Source organism: Halobacillus sp. A1 (genome assembly GCF_024189295.1).
In the GTDB taxonomy this organism is placed as follows: Bacteria; Bacillota; Bacilli; order Bacillales; family Halobacillaceae; genus Halobacillus_A.
In genome coordinates, this window is sequence record NZ_JAIZEN010000018.1 from 35,035 (window position 1) to 55,870 (window position 20,836).

21 protein-coding genes and 2 riboswitches are annotated in these 20,836 nt (G+C 41.1%); of the genes, 1 reads left to right on the top strand and 20 read right to left on the bottom strand.

The features are described from left to right. Positions 1 to 42: 42 nt before the first annotated feature. The 12 genes from LF817_RS15840 to LF817_RS15895 all read right to left on the bottom strand — a co-directional run bounded on the left by LF817_RS15840 (position 43) and on the right by LF817_RS15895 (position 12,204). Positions 43 to 1,449 carry a bifunctional metallophosphatase/5'-nucleotidase gene (locus LF817_RS15840; protein ID WP_253936784.1) on the bottom strand — a complete coding sequence of 469 codons (1,407 nt, stop codon included), beginning with the start codon at positions 1,447 to 1,449 and terminating at the stop codon, positions 43 to 45. Between the two features lie 12 nt (positions 1,450 to 1,461). After that, a complete protein-coding gene (locus LF817_RS15845) occupies positions 1,462 to 2,277 on the bottom strand; it encodes a sulfite exporter TauE/SafE family protein (RefSeq protein ID WP_253936785.1) in 816 nt (271 codons plus the stop codon). A gap of 1,097 nt (positions 2,278 to 3,374) precedes the next feature. Continuing rightward, the gene (sufB, locus tag LF817_RS15850; RefSeq protein WP_253936786.1) at positions 3,375 to 4,772 is read right to left on the bottom strand and encodes a Fe-S cluster assembly protein SufB; all 1,398 of its coding nucleotides are present in this window, start codon (positions 4,770 to 4,772) and stop codon (positions 3,375 to 3,377) included. A gap of 32 nt (positions 4,773 to 4,804) precedes the next feature. After that, a complete protein-coding gene (gene sufU / locus LF817_RS15855; RefSeq protein ID WP_253936787.1) occupies positions 4,805 to 5,245 on the bottom strand; it encodes a Fe-S cluster assembly sulfur transfer protein SufU in 441 nt (146 codons plus the stop codon). After that, positions 5,235 to 6,455, bottom strand: a complete 1,221-nt coding sequence (locus LF817_RS15860) for a cysteine desulfurase (RefSeq protein ID WP_253936788.1) — start codon at positions 6,453 to 6,455, stop codon at positions 5,235 to 5,237. Before LF817_RS15860 ends, sufU begins: the two co-directional genes overlap by 11 nt. Position 6,456: 1 nt before the next feature. Then, a complete protein-coding gene (gene sufD / locus LF817_RS15865) occupies positions 6,457 to 7,764 on the bottom strand; it encodes a Fe-S cluster assembly protein SufD (RefSeq protein WP_253936789.1) in 1,308 nt (435 codons plus the stop codon). A gap of 19 nt (positions 7,765 to 7,783) precedes the next feature. Further along, a complete protein-coding gene (sufC, locus tag LF817_RS15870) occupies positions 7,784 to 8,569 on the bottom strand; it encodes a Fe-S cluster assembly ATPase SufC (RefSeq protein WP_253936790.1) in 786 nt (261 codons plus the stop codon). 261 nt (positions 8,570 to 8,830) lie between these two features. Then, on the bottom strand, positions 8,831 to 8,971 hold the full coding sequence (locus LF817_RS15875) for a YuzK family famiily protein (protein WP_253936791.1): 141 nt from the start codon (positions 8,969 to 8,971) through the stop codon (positions 8,831 to 8,833). Positions 8,972 to 9,195: 224 nt separating this feature from the next. Next, positions 9,196 to 9,567: a carboxymuconolactone decarboxylase family protein gene (locus tag LF817_RS15880; RefSeq protein ID WP_253936792.1), complete on the bottom strand. Its 372-nt coding sequence runs from the start codon at positions 9,565 to 9,567 to the stop codon at positions 9,196 to 9,198. A gap of 76 nt (positions 9,568 to 9,643) precedes the next feature. Beyond that, on the bottom strand, positions 9,644 to 10,489 hold the full coding sequence (locus tag LF817_RS15885; protein ID WP_253936793.1) for a MetQ/NlpA family ABC transporter substrate-binding protein: 846 nt from the start codon (positions 10,487 to 10,489) through the stop codon (positions 9,644 to 9,646). Positions 10,490 to 10,517: 28 nt separating this feature from the next. After that, positions 10,518 to 11,186, bottom strand: a complete 669-nt coding sequence (locus tag LF817_RS15890) for a methionine ABC transporter permease (protein WP_253936794.1) — start codon at positions 11,184 to 11,186, stop codon at positions 10,518 to 10,520. Continuing rightward, positions 11,179 to 12,204, bottom strand: coding sequence for a methionine ABC transporter ATP-binding protein (locus tag LF817_RS15895; RefSeq protein ID WP_253936795.1), 1,026 nt, complete (start codon positions 12,202 to 12,204; stop codon positions 11,179 to 11,181). Before LF817_RS15895 ends, LF817_RS15890 begins: the two co-directional genes overlap by 8 nt. Before the next feature lie 71 nt (positions 12,205 to 12,275). Then, positions 12,276 to 12,389, bottom strand: a riboswitch (SAM riboswitch). Positions 12,390 to 12,535: 146 nt separating this feature from the next. Next, positions 12,536 to 12,640, bottom strand: a riboswitch (SAM riboswitch). Positions 12,641 to 12,718: 78 nt separating this feature from the next. Here LF817_RS15895 and LF817_RS15900 point away from each other — a divergent pair. After that, complete coding sequence (locus tag LF817_RS15900) at positions 12,719 to 13,135, top strand: TlpA family protein disulfide reductase (RefSeq protein WP_253936796.1); 417 nt, start codon at positions 12,719 to 12,721, stop codon at positions 13,133 to 13,135. Here the strand turns inward: LF817_RS15900 and LF817_RS15905 are convergent. From LF817_RS15905 to LF817_RS15940, 8 genes are all read right to left on the bottom strand, one after another. Continuing rightward, positions 13,128 to 13,445 carry a hypothetical protein gene (locus tag LF817_RS15905; protein WP_253936797.1) on the bottom strand — a complete coding sequence of 106 codons (318 nt, stop codon included), beginning with the start codon at positions 13,443 to 13,445 and terminating at the stop codon, positions 13,128 to 13,130. The two genes, LF817_RS15900 and LF817_RS15905, sit on opposite strands and share 8 nt — an antisense overlap. Positions 13,446 to 13,545: 100 nt before the next feature. Next, positions 13,546 to 13,860 carry a thioredoxin family protein gene (locus LF817_RS15910; protein ID WP_253936798.1) on the bottom strand — a complete coding sequence of 105 codons (315 nt, stop codon included), beginning with the start codon at positions 13,858 to 13,860 and terminating at the stop codon, positions 13,546 to 13,548. A 16-nt stretch (positions 13,861 to 13,876) separates the two neighbouring features. Next, a complete protein-coding gene (locus LF817_RS15915) occupies positions 13,877 to 14,221 on the bottom strand; it encodes a toprim domain-containing protein (protein WP_253936799.1) in 345 nt (114 codons plus the stop codon). A 121-nt stretch (positions 14,222 to 14,342) separates the two neighbouring features. Next, positions 14,343 to 14,726, bottom strand: coding sequence for a glycine cleavage system protein GcvH (gene gcvH / locus LF817_RS15920; protein WP_253936800.1), 384 nt, complete (start codon positions 14,724 to 14,726; stop codon positions 14,343 to 14,345). Between the two features lie 85 nt (positions 14,727 to 14,811). Continuing rightward, positions 14,812 to 15,168, bottom strand: coding sequence for an arsenate reductase family protein (locus LF817_RS15925; protein WP_253936801.1), 357 nt, complete (start codon positions 15,166 to 15,168; stop codon positions 14,812 to 14,814). 157 nt (positions 15,169 to 15,325) lie between these two features. After that, positions 15,326 to 17,107, bottom strand: a complete 1,782-nt coding sequence (locus LF817_RS15930; protein ID WP_253936802.1) for an acyl-CoA dehydrogenase family protein — start codon at positions 17,105 to 17,107, stop codon at positions 15,326 to 15,328. A gap of 13 nt (positions 17,108 to 17,120) precedes the next feature. Continuing rightward, positions 17,121 to 18,299 carry an acetyl-CoA C-acetyltransferase gene (locus LF817_RS15935; RefSeq protein WP_253936803.1) on the bottom strand — a complete coding sequence of 393 codons (1,179 nt, stop codon included), beginning with the start codon at positions 18,297 to 18,299 and terminating at the stop codon, positions 17,121 to 17,123. A 14-nt stretch (positions 18,300 to 18,313) separates the two neighbouring features. After that, a complete protein-coding gene (locus LF817_RS15940; protein ID WP_253936804.1) occupies positions 18,314 to 20,713 on the bottom strand; it encodes a 3-hydroxyacyl-CoA dehydrogenase/enoyl-CoA hydratase family protein in 2,400 nt (799 codons plus the stop codon). Between the last annotated feature and the right edge of the window lie 123 nt (positions 20,714 to 20,836).

The following is a 20,836-nucleotide window of genomic DNA, read 5'->3' on the forward strand; positions in this document are numbered from 1 at the left end:
ACGCTTGTGAAATTCGTTTTTCTCTAAATCTCTAAATTCTTATTACCTTTCCGATTCGTTTTGATAATCGGACAAAGCTTTGGCCAATACATCTCTTAACAACTCCGGCATATAATAAACTTTCTTTTTCGAGTAAGCGATTTCGGGAAACAGCCTTCCGAAAGTGAAAGTGTCCGCCGTTGCTAAAGTGTACATCTCCTTACGTTTCAGAGGCTGCCCACCGAGTGTTACTTTACGCACTCTGACTTCCCCGTCTGTCGAAGCGATTGTCTCTATATCTACTCCAGTAAATATCATCGAACCGATCACTTCTCCACGGAAACCTAGCCCTTTTAACCGTATTTCTGTCAATTTTTTTGTATGACCAACTCTTATGATTTCTAGAAGCTCTTCTCCGGTAACTTCCACTTTACATGGATTCATGGGATGTGGACATATGCGATGGACATCTTCGTAAGTGACTTCTCCCTCACCAAGATTATCAAGCAGAACACCGGCATTTAACATTCCGATGTCTGCGCCCGTCCATCGCTGCAATTCTTCAGTCAAGCTTTTCATGAGCGGTGTTTGTTTGAACCAGGCAACGTGCAGCGGACTCGATAAAGTCGTTACAACTTCCTGTAGATGTTTTACGGCTCTGTCCTTCATCATTTCAACGTCTTTCGTCACCTTAAGATCCTTTGATAAGCTTTCCGTAGATACGGCGTAAGCTTCTTTTTTTGTAAGCTTTTGGTCAATATGATCCCATTCAAGGATTACTTCTCCTAGGTGAGTTCCATACTTTCCAGCAGCGGTGAGGATCGAGTCGCCATAATGTTCACCATTTTGAAAAAGGTGATGAGTATGTCCCCCTATAATGACATCGATTCCTGGGTAGGTCTGTGCAATATTTTCATCATCGTGGATTCCTAAGTGGGAAAGCAGCACAAAAATATCCGCTTGCTCAAGAATCTCTTTATAATAGCGCTCCAGAGCTTCAAGGGGCGGCTCTATCGACCAGCCAAGCATTTTATAAAACGTTTCAAATGGAGCAGTGAGTCCAAGCACACCTACTTTTGTGCCTTTTGCTGTTTCTTTTATTACATAAGGTTTCAGCCAATTTGGTTTTTCTCCTTGCAGCATATGGAGGTTTGAGCAAACGACATCAAAATCAGCTTCGTCATATAAGTGGTATAGATCCTCATGAGAGAGTGTGATTCCTTCATTGTTTCCAAGGTTTGCAAAGCTATAGCCTGCCTCATTCAATAACTCTACATTTCCTTTTCCCATGAGTCCTTCAGTAATAGGATGAAAACGGTCGGCATGATCCCCATTATCGAGGAGCCAGTACGTTTCATTCTGTTCTTCGTGCTTGCTCTTTTTCTTGTTAAAATAACCTACAATCTGCGGCCAATTTTCAAAATGGCTGTGCAGGTCACTTGTGTAGTATAAAAAGATTTTTTCTTTCATATTCATTTCTCCTTATCCAATTCCCTGCCAAATTAACCGAATTCCTATTAAGATAAGTAACACTCTTAAAAACCATTCCACTGCATTACTATTTAACTTTCTATTCAGCATTGCCCCTGCAGTCCCCCCGAGGTAAGCACCTGGAATAAATAACAAAGTATTTAACCAATCTACATGCCCTAAAAACACATGGGTTGCTGAACTTGTAATACTTGAGAAAAATATAATGAACATGGATGTAGCTGTGGCGATATGCGGAGGGATTTGGAACATGAGAATCAAAGCAGGTACAATAAGCGATCCTCCCCCTATACCAAGTAAGCCTGAAAGTATTCCTACTCCAAAGGCAAATACTATGCTTAAGGTTAGAGGAAAGCTATACTGGAAAGTCTGTCCATCAATCACTTTTTTTCTTGAAAATCCGCCCATTTCACCTGCAGCTTCAGGCTCCTTCCTTGGCAGAAAGAAAACGAGGGATACCCCAATCATAACGGCTCCGAAAAGTAAAGCAAACAAGTCAGTTTTGAAAAACTGGTTCAGCCAGGATCCCGCTATCCCGCCTGGAATACTTCCCAACATTAGAATAAATCCTAATTTCAAATCCACTCGATTATGTTTAAGGTAGGAAAGCGCCGAAGACAGTCCCGTAAATACCATCACGACTAGAGACACCCCGACTATAGTCTGCGGAGTTGCCCAGTGAAATGATTCTAAATGATCTGCAAGGAATAGCAGTATAGGAACTAAAATAACTCCGCCGCCTAAACCTGCAACACTTCCTATGAATGCTGATATAAATCCTATGAGTAATGAAAGTGCAATTAACATACATAACCTTCTATCTATATTTAAGATATTATTATAGTATCACGTTTTCTATGACGAAAACATCCTTGTAATATGAAGTACTATGCTCATCTTCAGGTATTTCAGGATCCTTGTTTTTTAACAGCTCAGTAAGGCCTCTTCGATATTTTTTAATTTGGCTCTGGTAAATTTCCGTGTTGTTATTCATATAAGCTCTCTTTAGTGGAAGACTCAGTTTCGAGACATCCGTCCTGTTTTCGCCATAAAAATAGTGCTTGAACGTCCGGGAAATCACTCGCTTTCCATGGGCGTACGGTGAGCTTCCTCGGGCTAACGCCCTGTGGGATCTCACCCTGTACTGTCATCCCATAGGAGTCTCGCAATTTCCCGGACCTTCTTGCGTTTGTGGTGCTTCATATAGTAAATAACTGCTTTTGAGTGATAACTAGCGAGACTGTGTAAGTGAGAAGATGCTTGAAACTATCTTAAAGTGCAGTAATTTTAAAACTAAAATTTAATAACTATAGAACTGGAGTTTAATGTTCCCAATATAAGTAAGAAAGTTCTTATACAGGCGTTTTCGAGAAGCACATCTATAGTGAGGGGCGGCGGAAACGTTGGTACAAGAGAGTTTTTTGCTTCTCTTTTCTTAGTTCCGTCTCTTAATATAAGTTAGGTGGTTTTAGGAATGGGCGAGACTCCTGTGGGATGAGAGTGATTGGTGAGATCCCGGAAGGCGGCAGCCTGAGGAAGCTCACTGCACTCCCACGGAAAGCGAGTCCATTCCTAAAACCACTTTCTACTCGTCATGATGACGGAACAGCAGATATCCCACAGCCCGAGGAGGCTCACTGCACTCCCACGAACGAGCCATTTCCCGCCGCTCTGATCCACTCACCCAATGTCTCGAAATCAAGTCTTGCACTATCCTGCCATATTAATGAATAACTCTCTTATGACCATCAACAACCAGCTTTAACATAGCATTTAATTTAAAATACATATTATTGAAAGACGATTCTGGGACATAAAAACCACCCAAAACATAGTATTTCGATTAAGAAACAAGAAGAAACCGTACAGGCTAAGTGCACCTGTACGGTTCTTTTAAAGAAAAATTATCCGATAGAACCTTCCATTTCGAACTTGATCAGGCGGTTCATTTCTACAGCGTATTCCATTGGAAGCTCTTTCGTAAATGGTTCGATGAAGCCCATTACGATCATTTCGGTAGCTTCCTCTTCTGAAAGTCCGCGGCTCATCAAGTAGAAGAGCTGCTCTTCAGAAACCTTCGATACTTTCGCTTCGTGCTCCAGTGAAATATTTTCATTCATGATTTCATTGTAAGGAATTGTATCAGAAGTAGACTTGTTATCCATAATCAGAGTATCACACTCAATATTGGATCTTGCTCCTTCTGCTTTACGTCCGAATTGAACAATTCCCCGGTACGTCACTTTACCGCCATGCTTAGAAATAGATTTCGAGACAATGGTGGATGAAGTGTTAGGTGCTAAGTGGTGCATTTTAGCTCCCGCATCCTGGTGCTGGCCTTTTCCGGCAAGTGCAATGGATAAAGTCATTCCACGTGCACCTTCGCCTTTAAGGATGACGGCAGGATACTTCATCGTCAATTTGGAACCAAGGTTGCCATCTACCCATTCCATTGTCGCATTCTCATCAGCCACAGCACGCTTCGTTACAAGGTTATACACATTGTTTGCCCAGTTCTGAATAGTGGTGTAACGGCAATAAGCATTTTTCTTAACAAAAATTTCAACAACTGCACTGTGCAGAGAACTTGAAGAATAAGTCGGTGCTGTACAACCCTCAACATAGTGTACAGAAGAACCTTCATCAGCGATAATCAGGGTTCTTTCAAACTGTCCCATATTCTCTGAGTTAATGCGGAAATAAGCCTGTAGCGGTGTTGCTACTTTTGTATCCTTTGGCACATATATGAAAGAACCGCCGGACCAAACTGCAGAGTTTAATGCAGAAAACTTATTATCTGAAGCTGGAATGACTTTCGCGAAATATTCTTTAAAGATATCTTCGTTCTCTTTAAGTGCAGAATCCGTATCTTTAAAAATAACACCTAAATCTTCCAGGTCCTTCTCCATATTATGATAAACTACCTCAGATTCGTATTGCGCAGAAACACCTGAAAGATATTTTTGCTCGGCTTCTGGTATGCCTAGACGATCAAACGTATTTTTGATTTCCTCAGGTACTTCATCCCAGGAACGTTCAGAACGTTCCGATGGTTTGACATAGTACGTGATATCATCAAAATTAAGTTCAGACAAATCGCCGCCCCACTGAGGCATAGGCATTTTGTAAAATTGCTCGAGTGCTTTCAAACGAAAGTCGAGCATCCATTTAGGTTCTTCTTTATAGTCAGAAATTTGTTTAACAACTTCTTTAGTCAAGCCTTTTTGAGTACGGAAAATGGAAACATCTCTTTCATGGAAACCATATTGATACTCACCGACTTCTGGCGCTTTCTTAGCCATGGTTAAATACCTCCTTTTGGTATATCAAGCAATTAAGCTTCCTCTTCGTCGACACCTTTTTCCATTGCCTTCCATGCTAATGTTGCACATTTAATCCTCGCAGGGAATTTTGCCACACCTTGGAGGGCTTCAATATCCCCTAAGTCAAGATTATCATTCTCTACATCATTTCCCAACATCATTTCAGAAAAAACATGTGACATTTTCAAGGCGTCATCAACGGATTTTCCTTTTATCGCCTGTGTCATCATTGATGCTGAAGACATACTTATTGAGCATCCTTCACCATCAAACTTGGCATCTTCAACGATACCGTCTTCAACTTGCAGCTGCAATTGAATTCGGTCACCGCACGTAGGATTGTTCATATCTACGGTCAAATGATCCCCCTCAACTGCACCGCGGTTACGAGGATTTTTATAATGATCCATTATAACTTGGCGGTATAGCGTATCTAGATTATTAAAAGACATCGCCAAAATACTCCTTTGTTGTTTGTAATCCCTGCACAAGGCGATCGACATCTTCTTCCGTGTTATACAGATAGAAGCTCGCTCTCGCTGTCGCTGTTACATCGAGCCATCTCATAAGAGGCTGAGCGCAATGGTGACCAGCCCTTACGGCGATACCTTCTGCATCAAGGACCGTAGCTAAATCATGAGGATGGACATCTGATATATTGAACGTCACTAGTCCAGCTCTTTGCTCAGGACCATAAATGGTCAATCCCTCTATGGTGCTCATTTGCTTTTGAGCATATTGAACAAGTTTATGCTCATGTTCTTCAATTTCATCAAGTCCGATTTCGTTAAGAAAGTCAATTGCTGCGCCAAGTCCAACAGCACCAGCTATAATCGGTGTCCCTCCTTCAAATTTCCAAGGGAGCTCTTTCCAAGTAGAATCATACAAATTGACGAAATCAATCATTTCACCGCCGAATTCGACGGGCTCCATTTCTTTCAGAAGCTCTTTCTTTCCATAAAGAACACCTATTCCAGTAGGACCGCACATCTTATGACCAGAAAAAGCATAAAAGTCACAGTCTAAGTCCTGCACATCAATTTTCATATGCGGAGCTCCTTGAGCTCCATCAACTAACATGACTGCGTCGTTTTTATGGGCGATCGCTGCAAGTTCTTTGACAGGGTTAATAGTTCCAAGCACGTTAGATACGTGCATGATAGCAACTATTTTTGTTTTTTCGGTAATAGTTGTCTCGGCATCCTCTAAAGAAATAGTACCATCTGGCCGTAATGGAATATATTTAAGGGAAGCTCCCGTTTCCTTCGCTATCTGCTGCCATGGTATGATATTGCTGTGATGCTCCATTGGGGTAATGACGATTTCATCACCCTCCTGGAGGTTTGCACGCCCATAGCTGGCTGCAACTGTATTAATGGAAGTAGTCGTTCCCCTTGTGAAAATGACTTGCTGAGTACTATGAGCGTTAATGAATTTACGCACTTTTTCACGTGCGCCTTCATATTCGTCAGTTGCAATAGTACCTAAGGTGTGTACACCTCTGTGAACATTGGAATTATATCCACGATAATATTCAGAGATTTTATCAATGACGCTTGCAGGCTTCTGAGAAGTCGCAGAGGAATCAAGGTATACTAGCGGATGTCCATTCACTTCCTGATGTAGAATCGGGAAAGCATCACGAACGGCTTTTACATCCATATCAATATACTTTCCTTTCAATCAACTGTTTCATCTGCTGCTTTACAGCTTCTACAGGAAGTTGGTTAACAACGGGAGCAAGGAAACCATGAATGATCAAACGTTCAGCTTCAAACTTAGAAATTCCTCTACTCATCAAATAGTAAAGCTGCATTGGATCTACACGTCCTACAGAAGCAGCATGGCCAGCCGTCACATCATCTTCGTCAATGAGCAAAATCGGATTCGCATCGCCGCGTGCATCTTTACTAAGCATTAGTACACGAGATTCTTGCTCTGCATTTGATTTTGAAGCACCGTGTTCAATTTTTCCGATGCCATTGAAGATGCCTGAAGATTTATCTCTCATAACGCCGTGCTGCAGAATATAACCGTCAGAACCTTTACCGAAATGAGTAATGTTCGCCGTGAAATTCTGTTTTTGAGTACCTCTGCCAATGGCTACGGTTTTGGCGTTAGAGTGAGAGTTATCACCAAGTAGGTGGGTAATATTCTCTGAGACAGTATCTCCCTCGTTCATTTGGCCAAGAGCCCATTCAATCGTCGCATCACGCTCAGCAAGTCCACGTCTATTCGTGTATACCGTAGTACCCGCTTCAAAATTGTCGACTGCACCGAATGAAACCTTGGCGCCTGCTTTTGCAATCACTTCTGTAACGTTGTTCGCAGACGATTTTACATCCTTATTATTAGAAGTATAGTTCTCAACATAAGTCACTGAACTATTTTCTTCAGCTACAACAAGGACATGGTTGATCAATGCCGCCTCTGGATCTTCCTGCCAGAAAATCGTTTGCAAAGGTTCTGAAATGTTCACGTTTTTAGGGACGTAAACAAATACTCCTCCGTTCATCAGGGCAGCATGGAGTGCTGTTAATCTATGCTCATCCACATGAACAGCATCAGTCATGTAGTACTTTTCCACTAAATCGCCGTGGTTACGAATGGCAGATTGTATATCAGTGAAAATGACACCTTGCTCCTCAAGTTTCTTATCAAAGCTTGAGAAAGCTACTGTATGGTTCCGCTGAATGATCAAGTTCTGCTGTTCTTTTTCATGATCAAGCAGGTTCAGCAATTCAAAAGGTAAATCATGAATGGATTCAATCTTTTCACCTTCTGCATGGTGTTTGAATTCAGTGAAGTTCCAATCTTTGATATTCGTTTTATCAGGCTTAGGCATTTCTAAAGACTCTGCTTTATCGAATGCATTCAGACGAAGGGTTTTCATCCAGTCTGGTTCATTTAAGCCTTGAGAGAATTGTGTTACATAATCTTTGTCGAATGGTAGTGAGACTTTTACAGTCATTGTATCCCTCCTATCTTAATTACGCTTTTTGACCGATTGTTTCGTCCTCAATGCCTAGCTCTTGCTTAATCCAGTCATAGCCTTCCGCTTCCAGACGCTGAGCCAGTTCGGGTCCGCCAGTCTTCACTATACGACCTTGCATCATAACGTGAACCTTATCTGGAGTAATGTAGTTCAATAGGCGCTGGTAGTGAGTGATAGTTAAGCAGCCAAAGTTCTCATTACGCATTTCATTGATCCCTTTTGCTACTACTTTAAGTGCGTCAATATCAAGACCAGAATCAATTTCATCCAAGATGGCAATCGCTGGTTTGATCATCATTAATTGTAAAATTTCATTACGCTTTTTCTCACCGCCTGAGAAACCTTCATTCAAGTAACGCTGAGCCATGTTTTTGTCCATATCCAAAGTATCCATAGCTTCATCCATCTCTTTGATGAATTTCATTAATGAAATTTCATCACCTTCTTCGCGGCGGGCGTTAATGGAGGATCTCAAAAAATCAGAGTTAGTGACTCCGCTGATCTCACTTGGATATTGCATTGCTAAGAATAGACCAGCTTGCGCACGTTCATCAACTTCCATTTCGAGCACGTTTTCCCCGTCCAAGAAAACTTGACCTTGAGTTACTTCATACTTAGGGTGCCCCATAACTGCTGATGCTAGTGTAGATTTACCAGTTCCGTTCGGTCCCATAACAGCGTGAAATTCTCCGCCGTTCACTGTTAAATTTACACCTTTTAAAATTTCCTGACCTTCGATTTCTACGTGAAGATCTTTAATTTCTAGAGTTGATCCTGCCATAAATATTACCTCCAGTATCTATTTTGATTGTTACAGTTGTTGATATTGATCAAAAACCATTCTCAATTTATTCTCATTACAATCTTATATCATTTCGAAAGTGATATCAACTCATTTCCATTGATTTCACGACCTTAGTTATATGATTCGACAAGAAAATCAGTACGATTTTACTGCTGATTTTCTACCTTATTATGATAACAAATATTATGGAATTAAAAAAATCAGGAGCCCTTATAGACTTCCTGATTTTTCTACAATTTATTTATGCAATTGACGATCGAGACTGGCAATGATTTTCTGACTTTGTTCGAATTCTTTTTGGCGTTTCTTTTCTACATTCATCATGTAATCTATGCTGCTTCCGTATTCTGCATAACTCATATTATGCGTTTGGTGCATCGCCTTTTCCATATCCGGAGTATAATTCAAACTTAATGGGTCAGTAATAATAAATCAATCCTTTCAGAATTTTTACATTATTTAGCATACCATAGTAAATACCCCAAACCAAAAAGCAAATAAACCTGAATGACTTTATTTTTAGTTATTTCTTTTAATGTAAGCGCTTATTTCAATCGATTAATTCTGATTAATTCAATTTGCGTTAATTTTCTATCTATTTGTTAGTGTTGCTTTAAATCATTAAAGGTGTCCTGAACAATGGTTGCTGCTTGGCTAAGGGCTGCACCTCCACCAAATGCTGCTGCCACACTGCAAGCTTCCATCACTTCGCGCTCTGTAGCCCCTTGATCAATACAACCTTTTGTATGATAAATCATACAGTACTCATCTTGAGCAACGATACTAATCCCTAGTGCTATCAATTGTTTGGATTTTTTTGAAAGCTCACCCTCTTTAAAACACGCTTCCGAAAACTCACTGAACGCGTGAGCAACTTCAGGCATTTTTTCTGAAAATACCCCGATACCATGCTTGTACTCCTGTAAGTATGCTTGTGAAAGATTTACGTCATGATTCGTTTCATGATGATTCATTTTATAACTACCCCTTTCATAAAAGAAAAATGCGTTCTGAAGTTAGTATCAACTGCAGAACGCATTTCATTCATAATTATTCGTTTACCGGGACAACTGCTCCATCATATTCTTCTTCAATGAAAGACTGAATTTCTTCGGAACGAAGTACTTCAACTAACGTATTTAATGCTTCATTATCTTCGTCTTCACTGTTTGCAGCGATCACATTAACATAAGGAGATTCTGATCCTTCTAAGATAAGAGCGTCTTCACTTGGATTCAAGTCAGCTTCAATTGCATAGTTCGTGTTAATAGCCACTAACACGTTATCTTCGCGATCATAGTTCTCTGGAAGAAGTGCCGCATCAATACCGGCATCAAATTCAAGATTTTTCGGGTTTTCAGCAATATCGTCTACTGTCGCTTCTACTTTTTCTACGTCTTCATCTAACGTAATCAAACCTTCAGTTTCAAGAAGTGACAAAATACGGCCATGATCGGCTACTGAATTACTCATTAAGACAGTCGTACCATCTTCCACTTCATCAATGCTTTCAAAATCTTTAGAATAGATGCCCATCGGCTCAATGTGGATACCACCTAAGTTGACGAAATCATAGTCTTCATTTTCTGCTTGCTGATCTTCTAGATATGGAATGTGCTGAAAGTAGTTAGCATCTATCGTTCCCTCGTTCAGATCCTGGTTTGGAAAGATATAATCTTGATACTGTTCAATTTCCAATGTTACGCCCTCTTCTTCAAGTAGAGGCTGTGCTTCTTGTAATATTTCAGCGTGTGGTGTACTGGAGGCACCTACTGTAATTTCTGACTGTTCTCCTTCACTTTCCTCCTCCGAAGAGTTTCCTTCATCGGAAGACCCACAAGCGGCTAGCACTAAAACTAAAGCAGTGAATAATAAGCTTGTCCATATTTTTTTCATTGTTGATTTACCCCTTTTTATAATTATTTTATCTTTTGTCCAATTTACGTGAGAGGAAGTCTCCGATGAATTGGAAAACAAATACAATTATGATGATAAGAATTGTACAGAACGCTACGACATCGAACGCTCTTCGCTGGAAGCCATAGAAATAAGCAAAGTCGCCAAGTCCGCCTGCGCCAATTACGCCAGCAACTGCCGTGTAACTGATTAATGCAATAGCAGTCACTGTTATCCCTGAGATAAGTGCTGGCATAGACTCAGGAAGCAATACTTTAAATATAATTGTTCGGTTCCTGGCTCCCATAGATTTAGCTGCTTCTATCACACCTTTGTCCACTTCTTTCAGTGCAATCTCCACTAACCTTGCATAGAAAGGGGCTCCCCCTATTATTAAAGCAGGCAAGGCCGCTCCTGGCCCACGTATCGTTCCCATAAGGAAGTCCGTAAAAGGAAATAATAGCAAAATCAATATAATAAATGGTATAGCACGGAACACGTTAACGAAAGCGGCAGTAACCCAATTGAGAGGTTTATTCTGCCAGATGCCACCTGGTCCGGATAAGTAGAGAAGAAGTCCGAGTAAAAGTCCTAGAATAAACGTTCCGGCTACGGATATAGAGGTCATATACAATGTCTCATTTGTAGCTTCCACCATATCTTCCATTTCTACGTTAGGAAATAACTGCTCAAACATGCGGACTCACCTCCACTTCTACTGAGGTTGCTTTCATATATTCGACAGCTTGTTTGACTTCAGCTTCTTCTCCATCAAGCTGTACTAACATAGTACCGTATGCACCTTTTTGAGTCTGGGTGATTTTACCATGCAGTATATTTACATCTACAGCAAATTTGCGTGATACATCACTGATTAACGCTTGATTAGTATTCTCCCCGACAAAATGAAGTTGTATGACTTCACCCGCTTGATAATTTTCATGAATCACGTCAAGAGAGTTCTCTCGGTCCGGATCGCCCATCACCTGATCGACAAACCGTTTCGTGACTTTTTCTTTAGGATGAAGGAAAACATCAAGAACATCGCCGGATTCTACCACTTTACCACTTTCCATGACGGCCACACGATGACATATTTTTCGAATAACATGCATTTCATGAGTGATCAGGACGATGGTTAAGCCTAGCTTTTCATTGATGTCTACTAACAGATCCAATATAGAATCAGTTGTTTCCGGGTCCAAGGCTGAGGTGGCCTCATCACAAAGCAGAACCTTGGGATTATTAGCAAGTGCCCTTGCAATACCTACACGCTGCTTTTGCCCTCCACTTAATTGTGATGGGTAGGACTTTCCGCGTCCGCTCAGTCCTACAAGATCAATCAGCTCATTGACACGCGCCTCTCGCTTTTGTTTAGGAACACCCGCAATTTCTAACGGAAAAGCGATATTATCAAAAACTGTACGAGACCATAATAAATTAAAGTGCTGAAAAATCATGCCGATTTCCTGTCTTGCCACTCTTAATTTACTTTTGCTTAATCCGGTCAAATTTTGATCATTAAGCTCGATCTCACCGCTGGTAGGCTCTTCTAAGCGGTTAAGAAGGCGTATGAACGTACTCTTTCCAGCACCACTGTAACCGATGACCCCATAAATTTCACCTTTGTCTATGGAAAGATTCAACTTGTCGACAGCAAGTACGTCTTGATCTTTTGTTTTAAATACCTTAGTTAAATCTTTAATCGATATCATAAGCTTTTCCTCCTAACTAAAAAAGCTTTTCTGCATAAGAACAGAAAAGCTTTTATACTTTCGAATCTGTTCTCTCATCTGCCAAAGTCGAATCTTTGCAGGAATTGGCACCTATTCAAATGAACAAATCAAATGACGGTTGCCGGGCATCAACGGGCCAGTCCCTCCGCCTCTCTAGATAAGAGGATATATTTTTTAACAGTTTAATATACTAAACCATTTAAGGTCCAAAATGGATTCTAGCACCGACTATATCTAACTGTCAACTGAGAAGTCTATTTTCATCCATAAAAAAACTCTTCACAAATTGAAGAGACAGTTTTGGTTCCTCTTCTCATCTCTCAAAGCTCTCGCTTTGCTGGAAGTAGCACCGTATTTAAAAAAATCGGTTGCCGGGCTTCATTGGGCCAGTCCCCTCTGCCACTCTGGATAAGTGAAGATGTCGCTATGAAATTAGAATTTATGTTAGCATGGTTATCGTAATACGTCAAATCAAAAATAGGAGGGCAAAAAAATGAGAAAAGCGCCCGGTTTTCAACTTCCTTATATTCAATCTGAAGAATTATACCATTTAAAACAAGACTTAGGAAAAGTTGTCATTCTTACATTTTGGACTTCCTGGTGTCCGGACTGCGGAGTTGACCTTCCAAAGAAAGAACAACTTTATCGAACTATGGATAATCAAAAGGTTTCCATGCTCACGATAAACGTAACAGGCCGTGAAAGAAATGAAGAAGACGCTAAACAATATGTGGAGAAATTTTTAAAACAACCGACACTTTCTGATAGTGGCGTTGAGACTTACAACCTATACAAAGCTCAAGGGGTGCCTTCGACAATCATTATTAACCAGGAAGGCAATATAGCTTATCAATTCGGTGATCAAGCCTCATTTATGGAAATCGTACAAGCTATAGGAGAACTTATCTAGCTAATAGGAATAAGGACTCTACGTACAAAAGATCTCTGAGCTTTCCTTCCACATGGACATTGGCAGAGGGAAGTGAGGTCAGCTTTACTTCCCCCTCGATAATTTGCTCCATGATTTCAGGGTCGGCATCAATATGAACCTGACAGTGGAAATCATAATCAAAATCGATACGCACCTGCTGAGAATCTATGGTAACGGGGATCCTATCTTCATTATCATAAATAAATAACACAATAGGTCGCTCTTTCCACTTTTTTAATAAATCTTTGCGAGTATTAACTTGTCTCATCCAGTGAGTTATGCTTTCCATAAAAAACCCCCCTTTGTGCCTTACTTAACTTTTCGGCAGCAAAGGAGGCATTCCCTTTTAAAAACCAGGAAAATCTCTCGTCAATTCACGGGGGAACCCGCTATTTTTTTACATAAGTTCTCACTTTATCATACATATATGGAACGGAATGAAAAGCGTAGACCTTTTCTTTAATTTCCCCATTATTAGTAATTATTAGACAGGGAACACTTTTTATTTGATACTTTTGCATAAACTTTGGATGCAGAGAAGCATTCAATTCCCAAAACATCTGCTCTTCCATAGTGTGCTCAATTGTTTCCAGCATGGTATGGGCCAGATGACAAGTCGCACAGAAAGGCGAATAAATGTAAATGAATCCTAAATCCATTGAATTTAATTTTTCTGGGAGATTAATCCCCTCTAAACCACGCAAGGTAATCCTCCTACAATCAGATAAGATAGACAGGCTTCACTTGAAAATGATGACTTAATAAAGCCCTGGCCAACTCGTGTTCTGGAGTAGCAGCGACTTCTCGAAATGCTTTATCCACGTAAATATGGGCTGCATGAGGCAGCTCTGAAGTGAGTTGTTTTCTCAATTTGTTACCTGAGTCATCCTCATCTACTAAGATAAAGACAGGCCGATGGTCGAGGTTATGATCCAGTATTAGTTCTTCCATACGCTCCACTCCGAGAGTCCCATGAGTGCACAGAATTTCAACGGGTGTTTTTAAAACTTTGTTGATTTTCTTTTTATCCGTAATGCCCTCTACAATCAATATTCGCTCATTCAAGTCAGTCACCTACTATATAGAAACAGACCATGCTGAGAAGCACGGCCTGTACATGATTAATATAAAGCTGTGATCATGTAAGCCATGTACCTATGTAAACAGGGCATGACTATGGCTTTGCTTAGTCTTCGTCAATCATTTCTTCGTAATCTGCCGCAGACATAAGCTCGTCTAATTCAGAAGTATCATTAGGCTCCACGACGATCATCCACGCTTTCTCATATGGAGACTCGTTAACAAATTCTGGACTGTCTTCCAGTTCTTCGTTAACTTCCACTACTTTACCAGTAACGGGTGCATAAAGTTCTGAGACAGTTTTTACGGATTCTACACTGCCGAATGGCTCGTCTGCTTCAACCGTATCGCCTTCTTCCGGTAGTTCAACAAATACAATGTCGCCTAACTCGGATTGAGCAAAATCTGTAATCCCTATACGGACTTTCTCGCCCTCTTTTTTAACCCATTCGTGTTCTTCAGAATAAAGTAAGTCTTTTGGTAAACTCATGGTAACCCCTCCAGATTAAAATTAATATAATTAATAACAATATAAACATAAAAGCTTTGTGCTTTTATTGCCAACGTTCTGCTCATCAATTCCAAATTTGCTCGAATTGATCCTCTTTAAAACCTACAGTGACACACTCCCCATCTGTGACAATGGGTCTCTTGATCAACATGCCATCAGTTGCAAGCCATTTGATCATGTCATCTTCAGATGCATTTTTCAGCTTTTCTTTCATATTCAGTTCTCTGTATTTTTTTCCGCTCGTATTGAAAAATTTCCTTGCGGGCAAGTCACTGGTACGAATGATAGAAGCTAATTCATCTTCACTTGGTGTCTCTTCAACGATATGTACAGCGTTATAACCCACACTATGATCGTCTAACCATCTTTTTGCCTTCTTACATGTCCCGCAATTCGGGTACCAATAAAAAGTCACTGGCATTCCTATCATTCCCCCTTCCTCACTTATTGATTCTTATTCTACCATACTCCGCTCTTACTTATCATTCATTAATGGTGAAGAATTTTCATAAAGGTTCTGCCTAATAATGACTTTACTAAAAAACAGCCGCGATCATTAGATCACGGCTTGTTATGATTTAAACGATATACTTTTGAGAAGTAATAAGCGTTTTAGCCACTTCGCGTTTCTTAGCAATAACGTTTGTAGGTGTGTGACGCGTTAGCTTACGAAGAGCCCCAAGCATCATTCGAAGTGAATCACCGGATTCTGCAGCAATCAGAGTTTCTTTCGCATGAGCTTCAATTCGATTGAAAGCTTCTTGAGTATAAACCTGGGTGTAGAGAAGTTTTTGATAATTCTTTTCTTCCCCGCCTTTTTGAATAGCTTTATCAGTTCTCAGGATAGCGGATTCCATATTGTAAATTTCGCCGGTGATATCAGCAATGTTGACAAGGATTTCTTGCTCGTTTTCTAATTTCTCACCGAATTTTTGTGCTGCTAAACCTGCTGCTAACAAAGCAATTTTCTTAGCATTTTTCAGTAAATACTTTTCTTGTTCCAGGGCACCATCCCCTGGCTCCTCAGGCATAAGCGTCATGATTTCTTCTTGCAGGGCTTGAGCTTTTTGCAACAGAGGAAGTTCACCCTTCATTGCTTTCTTAAGCAGAGTTCCTGGAACAATCATACGATTGATTTCATTCGTCCCCTCAAAAATGCGATTAATTCTGGAGTCACGATAGATACGTTCTACTTCATATTCCTGCATAAAACCGTAACCACCATGGATTTGAACGGCTTCATCCACTGCAAAATCTAATAGCTCAGTACCGAAGACTTTATTGAGCGAGCACTCGATAGCATATTCAGCAATAACTTTAGCTACAGCTTTCCCGTCTTTTAATTCTTCTTCAGTAAGTTTCCCCATACTCTGTTCAAACAATCCTACTGTACGATATACAGAGCTCTCATTCGCATACGTATTAGCAGCAATAGTAGCCATTTTTTCTTGAATTAACGGAAATTGAGAGATCGGTGTTTTGAACTGTTTGCGTTCGTTTGCATATTTAACAGCTAATTCAAGCGCACGTTTTGAACCTCCAACTCCACCAATCGCTAATTTATATCGTCCGACATTCAATATGTTAAATGCGATCACGTGTCCTTTTCCTATTTCCCCAAGCACATTATCAACGGGTACCTCAGCATCTTCGAGAACTAGTGTACGAGTAGAAGAACTCTTAATTCCCATCTTCTTCTCTTCCGGTCCTGTGGAGACGCCATTATAATCTCTCTCTACAATAAATGCTGTGAACTTATCCCCATCAATTTTAGCGTAAACGACAAATACGTCAGCAAAAGCAGAGTTCGTGATCCATTGTTTCTCTCCGTTTAACACATAGTGAGTACCTGCTTCGTTCAGTTTGGCGGTAGTTTTCGCACCTAAAGCATCTGAACCTGACCCTGGTTCTGTTAGAGCGTATGCAGCTATTTTTTCACCAGTTGCCAATACAGGAAGGTATTTTTGCTTCTGTTCTTCATTACCGAAGAAGACAATGGGAAGAGAACCGATGCCTACGTGAGCTCCATGTGTGACAGAGAAACCACCAGCCCTGGAAAACTTTTCAGTAATGAGAGATGAGCTGATCTTATCGAGCTGGAGACCGCCGTATTCTTCTGGAACATCCGCTCCCAACAATCCTAATTCGCCAGCCTTTTTCAAAAGTTCTACCGAATGTTCGAACTCATGGTTTTCCAGGTTATCGATTTTAGGTACAACCTCACCTAACACGAAGTCTTCGGTCGTTTTGGCAATCATCAAATGCTCATCAGTGAAATCTTCAGGTGTAATGACATCAGCCGCAGTTAAATCCTCTACTAAAAACCCTCCACCTTTAATCATTTCTTTTAATTCACTCATTATTGTTCCTCCTCTAATTTATAAGTTCAAAAACTCCTGCTGCGCCCATTCCGCCGCCAATACACATGGTGACTACACCGAACTGTTCATTTCTTCTTTTCATTTCATGAATCAAACTTAACGTAAGCTTAGTTCCTGTACATCCAAGTGGGTGACCTAAAGCAATTGCGCCCCCATTGACATTTACTTTATCGATATCAAGACCTAGTTCGCGAATGACTTTCAAAGATTGAGAAGCGAACGCTTCATTCAATTCAAAAAGGCCAATGTCTGATAATTGTAATCCAGCTTGTTTTAAAGCTTTAGGAACCGCTTCGATCGGACCTACTCCCATAACTTCAGGCTCCACACCAGCAACAGCAAAGGAACGGAATTTAACAAGAGGGGTCAACCCCTCTGCCTCGGCTTTTCCACGGTCCATCACGAGAACCGAAGCTGCTCCGTCACTCATTTGGGAAGAGTTCCCTGCCGTAACGGACCCTCTTACAGAAAACGCCGGTTTCAGCTTCGCCAGCACTTCTGCTGTAGTGCCTGGACGTACACCTTCGTCCACTGAAAAAGTTCTCGTATGTTCCTTTATTTTGTGGTCTGCTCCCAGAGTGCGATCTGTTACTTCTACAGATACAATTTCATCCTGGAACTTCCCTTCTTTGATAGCTGCCTCGGCGCGCCTATGACTGACAGCCGCAAAAACATCCTGGTCCTCTCTCGAAATACCGAATCGATTGGCTACTTCTTCAGCTGTATGGCCCATTGACATATAGTATTCTGGGGCCTGTTCAACTAGCTGCACATTCGGTTTAATGACGTGACCGCCCATCGGTATCAGACTCATTGATTCTGCTCCGCCTGCTAATGCCGCATGGCTATGACCAAGCATGATCTTCTCTGCTGCATAAGCAATACTTTGCAGACCTGAAGAACAATATCGGTTAATCGTAATGGCTGGAACCTTATGATGAAGTCCAGCCAAACCCGCGATATTCCGAGCCATATTCATTCCCTGTTCGGCTTCAGGCATGGCACATCCAATGATTACGTCATCGATGTTTCCTTCATAATTTCCAGCTCTTTTAAAAGTCTCTTTTATTGTTAACGCAGCTAGATCGTCAGGCCGAGTATGGGCAAGCGCCCCTTTTTTCGCTCGGCCAACAGGTGTCCTGGCTCCAGCTACAATGACAGCTTCCTTCACGTGATCTCCCCCTTTTAATTACGCAATGGTTTCCCTTTCATCAGCATGTGCTGCATGCGCTGCTGTGATTTCGCTTCCCCGACGAGGCTTAAGAACGCTTCTCGTTCAAGGTCTAACAAATACTGTTCATCTACTAATGTTCCTTCTTTTACACGACCTCCCGCTAACACAAAGGCAAGCTTTTCAGCGATTTTCAAGTCATGCTCACTGGCATAACCGCTTAGAAGAAGTGATTTTGCACCTAGAAGCATAGTGGCATATCCTTGTTCACCTACGACAGGGACCTTTGCCCTTTTAGGAGCCTGGTAACCCGACCTCGATAAACCCAGGACTTTTTGTTTGGCATCATGAAGCAAGTGATCCCCATTCACACTTATAGCATCAAGGCTATCTAAAAACCCATTTTCTTTAGCTTCTTCTCCAGATGTGGATACTTTAGCCATTGCAATCTTTTCAAATACACTGATGGCTACCTTCTGAAGGTCGAAATCCACACCCTCCGGAATGTTTCTCAAATGTTTAATGTAAAGCTCTTTGTTGCCTCCTCCGCCAGGAATCAAACCGACCCCCGGTTCCACTAATCCCATATATGTCTCTGCAGAAGCCTGGGTTGCCGCAGCAGGCAGGCACACTTCGGCTCCTCCTCCTAATGTCATCCCGAAAGGTGCAGCGACGACAGGTTTATCTGCATATTTAATTTTCATCATGGCATCCTGGAAGTGTTTGACCACCATTTCGATTTCAAAGAAATTGAAGTCTTGAGCTTCCATTAAAATCATTCCTAAATTCGCGCCTACACAGAAGTTTTTTCCCTGGTTACCAATAACAAGCCCTTCAAAATTCTGATCCACTTCATCCACTGCGTAGTTCATCATTTGAATGATGTCCAACCCGATTGCGTTGCTTTGAGAATGAAATTCAAGCCCGGCCACTCCGTCCCCGAGATCAATTAAACTCGCGCCGGCATTCTTTTTGATGACTTCATTTGTTTCTTTTAACCTTTTCAGATGAATAGCTTTTGGGTTGAAAGATTGAGTTTCGTACTGACCTTTATGAATATAGTAAACGTTTCCATTTTCTCGCTTGTAGAACTGTTCATTGCCCAATTCAAGCATTTCTTCAATCCATGCCGGGATTGTTTCCCCCTCTTCTTTCATTCTGGCAACCGATTCTTTCACTCCGATGGCATCCCACATTTCAAAAGGACCTAACTCCCAGCCAAAGCCCCAGCGCATCGCTTCATCAATGGATGGCACATCATCAGCTATCTCTCCATAAAGTTCAGCCGAATAAATAAGTACAGGTTTGACGACAGACCATACGAAGTCCCCGGCTCGATCTCCTTTAGCCGTAACTAATGCTTTCAGTTTTCTTTTACTTCCTTTTTCCTGTTTAGCTAATTCCGTCGCTTTTGTCGTCAATTTCTGACGGGGTTCATAATCTAAAGTTTCAGGATTAAGCTGGAGGATTTCACTGCCTTTCTCCCCTTTTTTCTTCAAGAAAAATCCTTGACCGCTTTTCGCCCCCAACCAACCTTTATCCAGCATCGATTTCATAAAGGGTGGGACTTCAAAAGCATCTTTCTCAGAACCTTCCACCTGATCGTATACGTTGTTAGCTACATGTATAAATGTATCTAACCCTACAACATCGAGTGTCCTGAATGTTGCGCTTTTTGGTCTTCCGATGAGCGGACCGCTTACTGAATCCACCTCACCAACACTAAAACCGCCTTTCAACATTTCCTGGACAGTAATAAGCAGACCATAGGTACCTATTCGATTAGCAATGAAGTTGGGCGTATCCTTTGCCTCTACTACCCCTTTGCCGAGAACGTCTTCTCCAAATTTCTTCATGAATTGTAAAACTTCAGGAGAAGTACGCTTAGCAGGTATGACTTCCAATAGCTTTAAGTAACGTGGCGGGTTGAAAAAATGCGTTCCAAGAAAGTGAGAACGAAAATCTTCGCTGCAGTCTTCTGACATAGCTTCTATTGATATTCCTGAAGTATTGGAACTTATGATGCTTCCTGCTTTCCTGTACTGATCGACCTGGGCAAAGACTTTCTTTTTCACTTCAAGATTTTCAACCACGACTTCGATGACCCAGTCAACTTCACTGAGTTTTTCCATATCGTCAGTGAAATTACCTGTTTCAATGAGATCCAGACTTGCTTTACTACTTATAGGTGATGGTTTTTGTTTTTTTAATGCCGCTTTATTAGCAGCAGCAATTCGGTTCCTTACAACTCCATCCTCCAGCGTCAAACCTTTATGTTTTTCTTCGTCAGTCAGTTCACGAGGTACAATGTCCAGCATTATTGTTGGTATCCCGACATTCGCCAAGTGAGCAGCAATTCCAGCCCCCATAACGCCAGAGCCTAAAACCGCGGCACGCTTGATTCTTCGATTCATATATTTATCCCCCTATCACTTTTGAATGAATGCTCATTCATTTTACATGTAAAAAAATATTGCTGTGCAATATTTGGTATCTATACTTACTATAAAATATATTCAGATATTTCGCAATCGTTT

Coding starts and splice junctions, on each gene's coding strand:
- LF817_RS15840 (WP_253936784.1), bottom strand. CDS start 1,449: ATGAAAGAAAAAATCTTTTTATACTACACAAGTGACCTGCACAGCCAT.
- LF817_RS15845 (WP_253936785.1), bottom strand. CDS start 2,277: ATGTTAATTGCACTTTCATTACTCATAGGATTTATATCAGCATTCATA.
- sufB (WP_253936786.1), bottom strand. CDS start 4,772: ATGGCTAAGAAAGCGCCAGAAGTCGGTGAGTATCAATATGGTTTCCAT.
- sufU (WP_253936787.1), bottom strand. CDS start 5,245: ATGTCTTTTAATAATCTAGATACGCTATACCGCCAAGTTATAATGGAT.
- LF817_RS15860 (WP_253936788.1), bottom strand. CDS start 6,455: ATGGATGTAAAAGCCGTTCGTGATGCTTTCCCGATTCTACATCAGGAA.
- sufD (WP_253936789.1), bottom strand. CDS start 7,764: ATGACTGTAAAAGTCTCACTACCATTCGACAAAGATTATGTAACACAA.
- sufC (WP_253936790.1), bottom strand. CDS start 8,569: ATGGCAGGATCAACTCTAGAAATTAAAGATCTTCACGTAGAAATCGAA.
- LF817_RS15875 (WP_253936791.1), bottom strand. CDS start 8,971: ATGCACCAAACGCATAATATGAGTTATGCAGAATACGGAAGCAGCATA.
- LF817_RS15880 (WP_253936792.1), bottom strand. CDS start 9,567: ATGAATCATCATGAAACGAATCATGACGTAAATCTTTCACAAGCATAC.
- LF817_RS15885 (WP_253936793.1), bottom strand. CDS start 10,489: ATGAAAAAAATATGGACAAGCTTATTATTCACTGCTTTAGTTTTAGTG.
- LF817_RS15890 (WP_253936794.1), bottom strand. CDS start 11,186: ATGTTTGAGCAGTTATTTCCTAACGTAGAAATGGAAGATATGGTGGAA.
- LF817_RS15895 (WP_253936795.1), bottom strand. CDS start 12,204: ATGATATCGATTAAAGATTTAACTAAGGTATTTAAAACAAAAGATCAA.
- LF817_RS15900 (WP_253936796.1), top strand. CDS start 12,719: ATGAGAAAAGCGCCCGGTTTTCAACTTCCTTATATTCAATCTGAAGAA.
- LF817_RS15905 (WP_253936797.1), bottom strand. CDS start 13,445: ATGGAAAGCATAACTCACTGGATGAGACAAGTTAATACTCGCAAAGAT.
- gcvH (WP_253936800.1), bottom strand. CDS start 14,726: ATGAGTTTACCAAAAGACTTACTTTATTCTGAAGAACACGAATGGGTT.
- LF817_RS15925 (WP_253936801.1), bottom strand. CDS start 15,168: ATGCCAGTGACTTTTTATTGGTACCCGAATTGCGGGACATGTAAGAAG.
- LF817_RS15930 (WP_253936802.1), bottom strand. CDS start 17,107: ATGAGTGAATTAAAAGAAATGATTAAAGGTGGAGGGTTTTTAGTAGAG.
- LF817_RS15940 (WP_253936804.1), bottom strand. CDS start 20,713: ATGAATCGAAGAATCAAGCGTGCCGCGGTTTTAGGCTCTGGCGTTATG.